This is a genomic window from Roseomonas aerilata DSM 19363, from assembly GCF_000711725.1.
Taxonomy (GTDB): domain Bacteria; phylum Pseudomonadota; class Alphaproteobacteria; order Acetobacterales; family Acetobacteraceae; genus Roseomonas; species Roseomonas aerilata.
In genome coordinates this window covers 1-12,249 of the sequence record NZ_JONP01000011.1, presented here as the reverse complement: position 1 = coordinate 12,249, position 12,249 = coordinate 1, and the positions used below count along the sequence as shown (strand labels likewise).

At 69.9% G+C, this 12,249-nt stretch carries 10 protein-coding genes and 3 tRNA genes; 5 read left to right on the top strand and 8 right to left on the bottom strand.

Going from position 1 to position 12,249, the window contains the following annotated elements; all coding sequences use genetic code 11:
• The first annotated feature begins 177 nt into the window (after nt 1-177).
• Nucleotides 178-693, top strand: a complete 516-nt coding sequence (locus BO39_RS14070) for a hypothetical protein (protein WP_043834351.1) — start codon at nt 178-180, stop codon at nt 691-693.
• 48 nt (nt 694-741) lie between these two features.
• Here BO39_RS14070 and BO39_RS14065 read toward each other — a convergent pair whose 3' ends face one another.
• The 5 genes from BO39_RS14065 to uvrB all read right to left on the bottom strand — a co-directional run bounded on the left by BO39_RS14065 (nt 742) and on the right by uvrB (nt 7,591).
• Entirely contained in the window at nt 742-1,680 is a 939-nt protein-coding gene (locus tag BO39_RS14065; RefSeq protein ID WP_169742762.1) for an SGNH/GDSL hydrolase family protein, read from the bottom strand.
• 208 nt (nt 1,681-1,888) lie between these two features.
• Nucleotides 1,889-3,517, bottom strand: coding sequence for a bifunctional 3-(3-hydroxy-phenyl)propionate/3-hydroxycinnamic acid hydroxylase (locus tag BO39_RS14060; RefSeq protein WP_043834349.1), 1,629 nt, complete (start codon nt 3,515-3,517; stop codon nt 1,889-1,891).
• Nucleotides 3,518-3,540: 23 nt separating this feature from the next.
• Nucleotides 3,541-4,371, bottom strand: a complete 831-nt coding sequence (locus BO39_RS14055) for a VOC family protein (RefSeq protein ID WP_043834347.1) — start codon at nt 4,369-4,371, stop codon at nt 3,541-3,543.
• A 67-nt stretch (nt 4,372-4,438) separates the two neighbouring features.
• On the bottom strand, nt 4,439-5,233 hold the full coding sequence (locus BO39_RS14050; protein ID WP_043834344.1) for an IclR family transcriptional regulator: 795 nt from the start codon (nt 5,231-5,233) through the stop codon (nt 4,439-4,441).
• Between the two features lie 114 nt (nt 5,234-5,347).
• On the bottom strand, nt 5,348-7,591 hold the full coding sequence (gene uvrB / locus BO39_RS14045; RefSeq protein WP_043834342.1) for an excinuclease ABC subunit UvrB: 2,244 nt from the start codon (nt 7,589-7,591) through the stop codon (nt 5,348-5,350).
• A 129-nt stretch (nt 7,592-7,720) separates the two neighbouring features.
• Here uvrB and BO39_RS14040 point away from each other — a divergent pair.
• Nucleotides 7,721-7,795, top strand: a tRNA-Thr gene (locus BO39_RS14040).
• Between the two features lie 396 nt (nt 7,796-8,191).
• Here the strand turns inward: BO39_RS14040 and BO39_RS14035 are convergent.
• From BO39_RS14035 to BO39_RS35135, 3 genes are all read right to left on the bottom strand, one after another.
• On the bottom strand, nt 8,192-8,458 hold the full coding sequence (locus BO39_RS14035; RefSeq protein ID WP_052402078.1) for a hypothetical protein: 267 nt from the start codon (nt 8,456-8,458) through the stop codon (nt 8,192-8,194).
• Between the two features lie 145 nt (nt 8,459-8,603).
• A complete protein-coding gene (locus BO39_RS14030) occupies nt 8,604-9,368 on the bottom strand; it encodes a 2-keto-4-pentenoate hydratase (RefSeq protein WP_043834340.1) in 765 nt (254 codons plus the stop codon).
• Nucleotides 9,365-10,498 (bottom strand): TrmH family RNA methyltransferase, encoded by a 1,134-nt coding sequence (locus BO39_RS35135; RefSeq protein ID WP_084698107.1) that lies wholly within the window; start codon nt 10,496-10,498, stop codon nt 9,365-9,367. Before BO39_RS35135 ends, BO39_RS14030 begins: the two co-directional genes overlap by 4 nt.
• Nucleotides 10,499-10,693: 195 nt before the next feature.
• On the opposite strand from BO39_RS35135, the gene BO39_RS14020 reads away from it, so the two are divergent.
• From BO39_RS14020 to tuf, 3 genes are all read left to right on the top strand, one after another.
• Nucleotides 10,694-10,776 (top strand) — tRNA-Tyr (locus tag BO39_RS14020).
• 71 nt (nt 10,777-10,847) lie between these two features.
• A tRNA-Gly gene (locus BO39_RS14015) sits at nt 10,848-10,921 on the top strand.
• Nucleotides 10,922-11,059: 138 nt separating this feature from the next.
• A complete protein-coding gene (gene tuf, locus BO39_RS14010) occupies nt 11,060-12,247 on the top strand; it encodes an elongation factor Tu (protein WP_043834338.1) in 1,188 nt (395 codons plus the stop codon).
• Nucleotides 12,248-12,249: the final 2 nt, after the last annotated feature.

Sequence of the window (12,249 nt, the reverse complement as noted above, 5' to 3'; positions counted from 1 at the left end):
TGCGGCTACAAAGCAGGCGGGGGCGGCGGGTTGCAGCTTCGGCCGTGCCACGCGCAAGCTTCTTGCGACCGTGGCCGGTAGTCACCGGCCGTTCGCGGGACAGTTCCTCGGCGCAACACCACGGTGCCCCTGCCGCGCGCGGGCCGAACCCGCTAATCTCCCCGTTGGAGGATGAGGATGGACATGCGCCTGCCGGGTTCGATCGCGGTGCTCTGCACCGCCGCGCTGCTCCTCGCCGAACCGGCCGCGGCCCAACTCGGCTCTCCCGGCGGCCCCGGGGCTGGGATGGTCGGGGGCGGAATGGGCGGCGGCATGATGGGCGGCCCGGGAATGAGCATGGGCGGGGGTGGTGCACCCCGTGAGCGGGCCGTCGCCCCGCCGCCGCCGCGCCTCACGGCCACCGGACCTCGCCTTGAGCCCGGTGCGCTGTTCTGCCGTACGCTGGAGGACCTTCGCCGCCGCATCGCGCTGCAATCCGGCGCGGGCGCCCCTGGTGGGCCCGCACCGAGCTGCCGGACGCTGCCGGGCGTGCTGCCCATCACCGTCGTCGGCCGCGCCGGGCCGGGCGCGACGCAGGTGCAGACCGCAGGCACCCAGCCGGAGACGGGTTGGACCGACGCCTGGCTGCCCGAGCGGGCTGGCGGCGCGTCGACACCCGCGCAGGCGGCGCCGGGCGGGCGCCGCGGACCCTGAGCGCCACCCGTTGGCCGCCGCCCCTTGGTTGGACGGCGGCCCGCAGGTTCAGGCCGCTCGCTTGCGGCGCACCAATCCGAGGCCAGCCAGACCGACGCCGAAGAGCGCCAGCGAGGCGGGCTCGGGCACGGTGACCGTTGGGAGGGCGAGAGCCTCCTGGTAGAGCCGGTCTCCGACAATGCGGTGAGCGGCATCGGAGGGATGTGCCGAGATAAAATAGAAGTAGCTATTGGGCGTGGCGCAGACGGTTGCATTCGCCCCGAAGCCGCTCTGGCAGGCGTCGGTTGTGTTCGTGATGCCGTAGCGGCCGGGGTTGTTCAGGATGTCGTCGTAATAGGCGCCCCAATTGCTCAGGCGGATCACCGCGTCCGAGAACTGCGCCTGCAACTGCGGGACAAGCGCCGTGTAAACGGGATTGAGGAAATTGGCGCTGTCCGTGAAGGCAGGGATGCCCGCGGGCAGCAATGCGATCTCGAAGTAGCGGGCGCCGAGCGAGTAGAGAGTGGACACCTGGTTCGCCGTGGCTTGCGCGATGGAAGCCTGCGAGGCGCGGGTATGGTCGTTCAGACCGCCGGCCAGGAAGAACAGGCTCGAGGCTGGGTTGAATGACGCTGCCCCGGAGTTCACGAGGGCCTGAAAGCTCGCGACCTGCTGGGTGAGACTTTGCGGCTGGGTGGCAGGTGCCGTCGGGCCGACGTCCACGCGGGCGCCGCTCTGGGCGAAGTTGATGCCGCTCGTGCCAGGATTGGCGTTTCGCGGCGTCGTCAGCGGAATGCCGTAGTCCTGCGCGAGATATCCGGCGGCCGTCGAGCCGTTGGTCAGCGGAATATAAGCACCCGTGTCGGAATAGCTGTCACCGAACACGTAAAGGCTGGTGAAGGTGGCGGCCTGCGCCATTGAGGTCAGGGCGATGCTGCCCAGAACCGCGAGAGCGGCCGCTTTAATGATCGGTCTCAAGGTAGAACGTCTCCCGATGAGGACAGCCACATTCGTGGTCCGAGGCATTTTGCCTAATACTCATCAAGCAAAAAACGCACCGGAAAAAAATAGAAGTCGGATCAGAAAGATGAGCGTTCGATTTGAGAGCGGGACAAGTATTTTGTAAAATTTGACAACATTGCGCCTCGGTTATCCGTTTCGTATTCCGGTATTCTTGCGGGAGATGTAGTCCGGCGATGTTCAAGAGGATGCATTTTTAGGAGTTGGCGGGCAGGAGGCCCGCACGAGCCGGCGCAGCCTTGCCGGTGGCGGTCAGCAGTTCCTCCACGGCGAGCACCGCGTCCTTCGGATCAGCAAGCGGGATGCTGGCCGCGACATAGTGGTCTGGCCGTAGGAGCAGGGCACAGCCAGCATAGGGAGCGAGAGCCGCGCGGAAGCTGCTGCCCGCCTCGCCAGCCGGCTCCGACACTGCGCCAGGCGCATCGGTCGCATCCGGCGTCACGACCAGCCGCACGGCCCCGAGCTGGTCCCAGAGGGGCTGGTCGAGAGTTGACAGGGCGGCTGGATCGTCGGCGCGCGCGAGCAGGGCGAAGCGGTCGCCCAGCACCTCGTCCAGCAGCACCTCGCTTCCGTCGGGCCGGCGCACGCGCGGCTGGGGCAGCAGCCGACCGATGAGGGAGGCGCGACCACGCCCGTCCGGCAGCAGGAAGCCTTCGTGGAAGCGCGGCGGCGGCTTGTAGCGCATCTGCGCCACGTAATCGCGCGCCGGCGGCCAGATGTTCAGCGCGAGGAAGGCGCCCTGCGTCAGGGCGCCGTGCAGCCAGCTGCGTGGGGCCATCACCTGCCCCATGCGGAGGGCCAGCCGAACCATCTGCCAGATATGGTCCTTGCGCTCCCGCTCGTAGCTGTCGAGCAGGCCCGGGCCGAGCCGCCCTTCCAGCACCGCTGCCAGTTTCCAGGCGAGGTTCTGCGCGTCCCGGATGCCGCTGTTCATCCCCTGGCCCGCGAAGGGCGGCGTGAGGTGCGCGGCGTCGCCGGCCAGGAAGACGCGGCCGAAGGACCAACGAGGCGCGACCCGCGCGTGGAAGCGGTAGACCACCTTTCGCCGGAGCGTCGCCCGCGGGTCTGCGCCGTGGGTGCGGAGAAGGCGCTCCACCATCTCCGGCGCCAGCAGGTCCGCATCGGTCTCGCCCGGCAGCAGCTTGAACTCGAAGCGGCGCGTGCGGTCGGGACCGGGCAGGGTGATGCAGGGGCGGTGGCGGTCGCAGAAGACCTCGGTGTGCTTCGTGGTGTTCTCGTTGTTCTCGAGGTCGAGGATGAGCCAGCGCTCGTCGAAGGTCGTGCCTTCGAGCCCCACGCCCTGAACCTCCCGCACCCGGCTCGCGGCGCCGTCGCAGCCGACGAGGTAGTCGCAGGTCACCTCCTGCCGCGCGCCGTCCGGCCCCTCCAATGAGAGGGTGACCCGCGCCTCGTCCTGCGCGTAGTCGAGCAGCTTCCAGCCGAAGCGCGCCTCCACATGGGGGAAGCGGCCGAGGGCCTCGCGGAGCTGGCCCTCCAGCACCGGCTGACGGAAGGCGTTGCGGCGGGGATAGCCGTAGGGCTGGCCGGTGGGCTCCACCCGCGCGAAGAGGGTGCGGCGGCGCGTGTAGTAGTGGGAGCCGTAGCCGGCCACGACGCCGCTGAGCACCGTCTCCACCACGCCCGCGGCCTGCATCGTCCGCAGCGACTCGTCGTCGATGGAGACCGCGCGGGGCTCCTGCACGGTCGTCGGGTTGCGCTCCACCAGCAGCACCTTGATGCCGAAGCGCCCGAGCAGGTTCACCAGCGTCAGCCCGATCGGCCCCGCGCCGATCACCGCAACGGGGTAACGCCGCACCGCCTCCATCGACCTTCCCTCCGCCCTGCCGGTCAGCTTCGCAGGATCCCGCGGCCCCAGGAATTGAGGCTGTGCTCCTCATGCGGCCAGTCCATCGGGGCGCGGTCGCGCATCACCTCCAACTCCGCGCTGATCTCGATCCAGTTACCGTCGGGATCCTCGATGAAGATGAAGATGTTGTTGCCCGGCCCGTGCCGCCCGGGGCCCCAGATGATGCGGATGCGGCGGTCGCCCATCCGGTCGCACCAGTCCTTGATAAGGGCCCAGTCGCCGGCCTCGTAGCTGTGGTGGTCGATGCCCTGGCGGCTGTGGCGGAAGCAGGCGAGCGTGTGGTGCTCGTGGTTCGAGCGCATCCAGCAGGTCTGCACCGCGCCGGCCTCGTTCCGCACGTAGTCGCTCGTCAGGAAGCCGAGCGTGCCCGTGTAGAAAGCCTCGATCGCCTCCGGGTCGTGGGTGGCGAGGGTCAGGTGCTGCAAGGGCGCGCGCAGGCCCGGGCGCCGCACCTCGCCCCGGCTCATGCCGAAGAGGATGAGGTTGCCGTCCGGGTCGCGCACGCCGAAGGCCTCGGTGCCGAAGAGGGGGCTGGGGGAGGGGAGAATGGCCGCGCCCCGTGCCTCTGCCCGCGCCCGGATGGCGGCCAGCCCCTCCGTGTCGCGGCAGGCGAAGGCGGCGTAGCCGAGCCCCTTGTCCGGCCCCTCGGCGAAGAGAAGCTGCCGGCCCGGTCCCTCGGCGATCCAACCGCTCTCGGTGGGCCGCGCGGCCATGTCCATGGCGTCCGCGTAGAAGCCGGCGAGCCGCCCGGGGTCGCTGCTCAGCAGCTGCATGTGGTGAAGGTAGGCGCCTGCGCCGACGGCCGTGGACATATGGACCAACTCCTCTCCTGTTCACAGGATTAGAGAATAGGCACACTCAACGCAAGGCAAATTTCTCTTATGATGATAAAACAGCGCCACTCTGGGCCTCTTGTACCTCTGCCTCCTCGTCTCTCAGCAACCCGCCCTCGATCCCCCGGGCGGCGGCGGTCAGCAGGGGAACGAGACGGGGGACCGAGGCGCTCTCCCGCGCGGCGATCACGTAGCTGAGGCTGCCGAGCGCGCGCCGGCCTTCGTCGAGGATGGGAACGGCGACACCGACACGGCCGGCATCCAGTTCCCCCCGGCTCACCTCGTGGCCCGCGCGGCGGATGCGGGCGAGGGCTGTGCGGAAGGTCGGCCAGTCACGTCCGAGGCCACTCGCGGCGATCTCCGCCCGATGCGCCTCGAAAAGGCGCCGCAGATCGCGGGAGGGCAGCCAGGCGAGGATCGCCTTCGAGGTGGCCCCTTTGAACAGCGGCATCGGCCGCCCGCGCTCGTAGCTCACGGGCTCCCCGCTCATGCGTCCGGCCACCTGGTGGATGCAGAGGACCGTTTCCCCAAAGAGGCGGCAGAGCAGCACCGTGCTGCCGATAGGGGCAAAGCGGAGGATTTCCTCCATCACGGGGCGGGCGACCTGCAGCAGCGGATCGGTCAGCTGGATCTGTCGGTCGTACTGGATGAAGGCAGGGCCGAGCACGTAGGCGCCGCCGCCGGCGGGCGTCAGCAGCCCGGCCTCCGTCAGCACCGCGACGTAGCGATAGGCGCTGCTGGCGGAGACGCCGAGCGCCGCCGCCGCCCGCTCCACCGTCCAGGCCGGGCTCTCCAGCGTGAAGAGCTTCAGGACGCTGATGGTGCGGTCCGGACCCGCCATCGGGAGGCCTCATGAGGAAGGGGAGGCGACCAGGGGTCGCGCCCTCTTCATAGGGCCGGGCGGGAGCGTTATGGCACCCCCTTTGGCCTACGCAGGGTTTCGCCGCGCGCGGGCCTAGCCTGCCCGGCGCCGCGGGGCTCCGCGCGAGGCCGTGCGGGTGCTGCGCTTGTCGGGGTCGTAGCCACCGCCACCCGGGCCGAGGGGCTTAGGCTTCCAGTCGCCCTTGGCCCGGCCCTTCGGCGCGGCCGGTGCCGCCGCGCCGCCGCGGGCCGGTGCCCGTGCCTCGGTGCCGGAGGGTGGTGGGGCGTCCAGGCCCAACTCCAGCGCCTCGAGGCGCTTGATCTCGTCGCGCAGGCGGGCGGCCGTCTCGAATTCCAGGTCGGCCGCGGCGGCGCGCATCCGGCGCTCCAACTCGGCGATGCTGGCGCGGAGGTTGTGGCCGATGAAATTCGCGGAGGCATCGTCCTCCACCGCCTCCACCGTCACGTAGTCCTGCTCGTAGACCGACTGCAGCACGTCGGAGATGTCACGGCGGATCGTCTGCGGCGTGATGCCGTGCGCCTCGTTATAGGCCACTTGCTTCGCCCGGCGCCGGTCGGTCTCCTCGATGGCGCGGCGCATGCTGTCGGTCATGCGGTCGGCGTAGAGGATCACGCGGCCCTCGGCGTTGCGCGCGGCGCGGCCGATCGTCTGGATGAGCGAGGTGGTGGAGCGGAGGAAGCCCTCCTTGTCGGCGTCGAGGATGGCGACCATCCGGCACTCCGGGATGTCGAGCCCTTCGCGCAGGAGGTTGATGCCCACCAATACGTCGAAGACGCCGCGGCGGAGGTCGCGGATGATCTCGATCCGCTCCAGCGTGTCCACGTCGGAGTGGAGGTAGCGGACCTTGATGCCCGTCTCCGTCATGTACTCCGTCAGATCCTCGGCCATGCGCTTGGTCAGCGTCGTGGCCAGCACGCGGCCGCCCTGGGCGATCACGTCGCGGCACTCGGCCAGCAGGTCGTCCACCTGGCGCTCCACGGGGCGGATCTCGACGGGGGGGTCGATCAGGCCGGTCGGGCGGATCACCTGCTCGGCGAAGACGCCGCCGCTGCGCTCCATCTCCCAAGGGCCCGGGGTCGCGGAGACGAAGATGCTGGAGGGCCGGAAGCTCTCCCACTCTTCGAAGCGCAGCGGACGGTTGTCGAGGCAGGAGGGCAGGCGGAAGCCGAAATCGGCCAGCACGGACTTCCGGGCGGCGTCGCCGCGCGCCATGCCGCCGATCTGGGGCACCGTGACGTGGCTCTCGTCCACGATCAGCAGCGCGCCCTCGGGCAGGTACTCGAAGAGCGTGGGCGGCGGCTGGCCGGGGCCGCGGCCGGAGAGGTAGCGGGAGTAGTTCTCGATGCCCTTACAGACGCCCGTCGTCTCCATCATCTCGATGTCGAAGGTGGTGCGCTGCTCCAGCCGCTGGGCCTCCAGCAGCTTGCCCTCAGCGTGCAGGCGGGCGAGCGTCTCGCGCAGCTCGATCTTGATGTCGCGAATGGCCTGGATGAGCGTCGGGCGCGGCGTGACGTAGTGGCTGTTCGCGTAGATGGCCACGCGCTCCATCTCGCCGGCCACCTCGCCCGTCAGGGGGTCGAACTCGCGCAGCCCGTCCACCTCGTCCCCGAAGAGGGAGATGCGCCAGGCGCGATCCTCGAGGTGGGAGGGCCAGATATCGACGGTCTCGCCGCGCACGCGGAAGGTGCCGCGCTGGAAGGCGGCGTCGTTGCGGCGGTACTGCAGCTCCACCAGAGCCTTCAGCAGCAGCTCGCGCGCGATGTGCCCGCCGAGTTCCAGCTTCACGGTCATGTTGCCGTAGGTCTCGACCGAGCCGATGCCGTAGATGCAGGAGACCGAGGCCACGATCACCACGTCCCGCCGCTCGAGCAGGGACTGCGTGGCCGAGTGGCGCATGCGGTCGATCTGCTCGTTGATCTGGGCGTCTTTTTCTATGTAGGTGTCGGTGCGCGGAACATAGGCTTCCGGCTGGTAGTAGTCGTAGTAGGAAACGAAGTACTCCACCGCATTGTCGGGGAAGAAGGACTTCATCTCCCCGTAGAGCTGCGCTGCCAGGGTCTTGTTGGGGGCAAGGATGAGCGTGGGGCGCTGCACCGCCTCGATCACCTTGGCCATGGTGAAGGTCTTGCCCGAACCCGTGACACCCAGCAGCACCTGGTCTCGCTCGTCACGGTCCTTCAGGCCCTGGACGAGGTCCGCGATAGCCTGGGGCTGGTCGCCCGCGGGCTCGTAGGGGGAGACGACCTTCAGCGGCTTTCCCCCAGCGGGAAACGGCCGGCGGATCGGGGCGAAGAGGGTAGGCGGCAAGGTGTCCATGTCCGCGAGAACATAGGGCGACGTCGCCTGATTTTCAGCGGGAATCGAGGGGACGGGGAGGGGAAGCCGTCAGGGGAGCGAAGCTGCCCCGAGACACCCGCGCGCGGCCTTGCTATAGGGCGGCCGCGGGCCGGGTTAGCACAGCGGTAGTGCAGCGGTTTTGTAAACCGAAGGTCGGGGGTTCGATCCCCTCACCCGGCACCACGAATTCACTCTGAGCCGGAAGCCCAAGGCTGGCCGTCCAGAAGGGTGGAAACCGATCGGGGCTGTCGGCCCAATCCGTGTCCAGCCCCCCTGGGCCACCAAGAGCATCAGTTTCCGAAAGCAGAGCGCGGCAGGTTACGGAAGCCAGCGAAACGATCCTGCGCGAGGCGGGTGGTAATCTGCGCCGCGACGATAGCGGCAAGAAGAACCGAGAAGACAACGAACATGAGGGATATCCTACGTTTGTTCCCCCCTAATCCTCTCGCCTAACATGGATGTTGCGGTGCAGCATTTCTAGTCACTGCGTGCATTTTGTGCCCAGCCGGCATTTTGCCGAACGGAACGATCGCTTCAGGATCGCAGAGCACGGCAACACCGGCGCGGGAGGGAGGGCCTTCAAGCATTCCCCACCGTCGCGAAGCCATCCCTGTTGGTGGCCCGCACCACGGCCGCAAAGAGGCGCAGCGCCTCCGGCCCGCCCTGGTCCAGCAGGGCGCCTGCCTCGATCTCGGTGGCCAGGAGTTCCGCGTGCTCGGCGAGGGTTTCGGCGGCCCGCCGCAGGGCCTCGCGCGACAGGACGAGCTGAAGCTCCTCAGGCAGGTCGTGCCACGCACCCGGCGTCGCCGGCGCGAAATCGGCGGACGGGGTTGAGGAACGGTACATCGAAGGTTTCCTTGGCCGACGCCCTCCTGGCCGGTGTCCATGCCCCATCCGGGTGCAGGGCGGAGTTTTGCCTGATGAGGTTAATGGCGCGTAATGACCGGCGATGGGAGCGAGCACGAGATCGTTAGGCCAAGCCTCGGCACCGTCAGGTGAACCGCGCCGAGACCTCCCCGAGAAGATCAAAGGACACCACCACCTCGCAGGGACCGTCGAGCCAGATGGGCGGGGTGACGGAGCCGAGGAAGATCACCTGCCCCGCCCGCAATCCGCCGAAGGCCTCGGCCAGAGGCGAGCCGGCCAGCCAGGCGAGCGCGTCCAGCGGGTGGCCCAGCAGTTCCGCCCCGAGCCCCGCGGCGCGCTCCATCCCATCCACCAGCAACCGGCCCCGCGCGGCCGGCAGGTCGAGTCCCGGCCAGCCGGAGGCGGGCGCCCCGGTGACGCCGCCCGCGTGGAAGACCGAATCCGCGATGAGGGAGGGTGCGCCCAGGGCTGCGAAGTCGCCGTAGCGGTTGTCCACCACCTCGATCGCCGCGAAGACCTGCTCCACCGCATCCGCCACCGAGTCCCGGCTGTGCTCGCCGTGGGAGAGGTCGTGCGCGAGGCGGAGGCCGACCTCGCACTCCACGCCCGGGCGGACGTAATCCGCGAAGCGGAAGCGGCCGGCCCGGTCCTGGATGCCCTCTGCCGGGCAGAAGCCGGCGCAGGGATGGGCGAGGCCGAGATAGGCCCGCATCGACTCCGTAGTCGCGCCGATCTTGAAGCCGGCGGGCGGCACGGCGCCCATCGCCTCCGCCACGGCCCGCTGCATCGCGTAGCCGGCCGCCACATCGGCCGGCGCTTCCGCCCCGAGGTCGGGAAAGGCCTGCCCTGCCCGCCGGGCGGCCAGAATGCGCTCGACGGCCGCTTTCATGCGCGGGCCAGCTCGTAGAGGGCCACGGCGGCGGCGGCGGCCACGTTGAGGCTTTCCACGTCCCCCGCGATCGGCAGGCGCACCATCTCGTCCACGGTCTCCCGCTGCAGCCGGCGTAGGCCGCCCGCTTCGGCGCCGAGCACCAGCCCAACGCGGCGGTCGGCCGGCTTGGCCTCGGCCAGGGTGCGCGTTGCCTCGCCGGCGAGGCCGAGCACCCAGATTCCCCGGTCCTGCATCCCCCGGATGGCGCGGGCGAGGTTCACCTCCCGCACCATCGGCACGAGCTCCAGCGCGCCGGAGGCCGCGCGGGCGAGGGCGCCGGTCTCGGGCGGGGCGTGCCGGTCCTGCACCACCACCGCCGCCGCCCCGAAGGCCGCGGCCGAGCGGAGGATGGCGCCGACATTGCGCGGGTCCGTCACCTGATCGAGCAGCAGCACAGGGCCGGTCGAGGCCTCCAGCACGTCCTCCAGGCCGACGCCGGGCAGGGGCTCCACCAGCATGGCGGCGCCCTGGTGGACGGCGTCCTCGGGCAGGAAGCTGTGGAAGCGGACGCGGTCCTCGACCCGCTCCACGCTCAGCTTGCGCGCGGCGAAGGTGCCGGGGGGCAGGCGGGCGGAGAGCGCCGTCTCGGCCTCGGCGGTCAGCAGAAGTCGGCGCAGGCGGCGCTTCGGGTTTAGCAGGGCGGCGCCGACGGCGTGCAGCCCGTGCATCCAGAAGGTGTTGGCGGGTGCCCGGTCCTCGGCGGCGTCGCGGCGCGGGGCCTCGGCCGTGCGGGGCGGGCGCGGGCCTCGGGGCGCCTCGGCCTCGGGGCCGGAACGGCCGGGGCGTGCATCGCCGGGCGGGCGGCTCCAGGACTTGCCGGGCGGCTTGGCCCAGGGCTTGCCGCTCGGGGAGGGGCCGCCCGCCGGACCGGCGCCGGGCTTGGGGAAGGGCGGGCGTCCGCCGCGCGCCTCGGCCGGTGGCTCGTTGCCGCTCCAGCCGCGCTTCCCGTCGAAGGCGCGCGGCCGCGGCGGCTGCCCGGAAGCCGAGCGGGCGCTGGGGCCGAAGCCCGGTCCCGCGTGGGGGCCGGATTGGGGGCCATTGCCCGGGCCAGAGGAGCGTGGGCCGTGCGGCCGTCGAGGGGGGGACATGGCCGCATCCTGCAAATCGCTGAGCTTGCCGCAAGGCCAATGCACCGCCGCCTGCCATGCGCCGCCTCGGGACAATGGCCGCGGCGCGATCCATAATGGCCGAAGGCGCACCGGGATGCGGCTGCTCACGTTGACAGGCGCGCCGCTTCTCGGATAGTCCGCCGGCTCCCGCCCGTCAGGGTGGGGACACCCTGTGGAGGGGTGCCCGAGTGGCTAAAGGGGGCGGACTGTAAATCCGCTGGCTTGCGCCTACGTTGGTTCGAATCCAACCCCCTCCATGTGTCCCAGCCCGCCGGAGCGGTGCGCATCTGTGTGACCGGTCTGCTCGGCAGGCCGCGGCTCTGGCTCAGCGGGTGTAGCTCAATGGTAGAGTTCCAGCCTTCCAAGCTGGCTGTGCGGGTTCGATTCCCGTCACCCGCTCCAGCCGCCTCGATCGGCGGCCCGGCCTGAGAAAGGCCACCTTCAGCACCATATTGGCCCAACCTCATCACGGGTGGGTAACACAGCCTGCACGGCAGGCGGGGGGCGCACGCCCCCGGCAGGGACAGGACGGGACGCGACATGGGTAAGGCGAAGTTCGAGCGGACGAAGCCGCACTGCAACATTGGCACGATTGGCCATGTGGACCACGGCAAGACGTCCTTGACGGCGGCGATCACGAAGGTTCTGGCCAAGACGGGCGGTGCGTCGTTCACGGCGTACGACCAGATCGACAAGGCTCCCGAGGAGCGGGCTCGCGGGATCACGATCTCGACGGCGCACGTGGAGTACGAGACGGCGAACCGCCACTACGCGCACGTGGACTGCCCTGGCCACGCCGACTACGTGAAGAACATGATCACGGGCGCCGCGCAGATGGACGGCGCGATCCTGGTGGTGTCGGCGGCGGACGGCCCGATGCCGCAGACGCGCGAGCACATCCTGCTGGCGCGCCAGGTCGGCGTGCCGGCGCTGGTGGTGTTCCTGAACAAGGTGGACATGGCGGACCCCGACCTGCTGGAGCTGGTCGAGATGGAGGTTCGCGAGCTGCTGTCGTCCTACCAGTTCCCGGGCGACGACATTCCGATCATCCACGGCTCGGCGCTGATGGCGCTCGAGGACAAGCAGCCGGAGATCGGTGAGCAGGCGATCCTGAAGCTGATGGAGGCGGTGGACGCCTTCATTCCGCAGCCCGAGCGCGCGGTGGACCTGCCGTTCCTGATGCCGGTCGAGGACGTGTTCTCGATCTCGGGCCGCGGCACGGTGGTGACCGGTCGCGTTGAGCGCGGGATCATCAAGGTGGGCGAGGAGGTCGAGATCGTCGGCCTGAAGGACACCGTGAAGACGACGGTGACGGGCGTCGAGATGTTCCGCAAGCTGCTCGACAGCGGGATGGCGGGCGACAACATCGGGGCCCTGCTGCGCGGCACGAAGCGCGAGGACGTGGAGCGCGGGCAGGTTCTGTCCAAGCCCGGCGCGATCACGCCGCACACGCAGTTCAAGGCCGAGGCCTACATCCTGACGAAGGAGGAGGGCGGTCGCCACACGCCGTTCTTCACGAACTACCGGCCGCAGTTCTACTTCCGCACGACGGACGTGACGGGCGTGGTGCAGCTGCCCGAGGGCGTGGAGATGGTGATGCCGGGCGACAACGTCGCCATGACGGTGGAGCTGATCGCGCCGATCGCCATGGACCAGGGCCTGCGCTTCGCCATCCGCGAGGGCGGCCGCACCGTCGGCGCCGGCGTCGTCGCGAGCATCGAGAAGTAAGA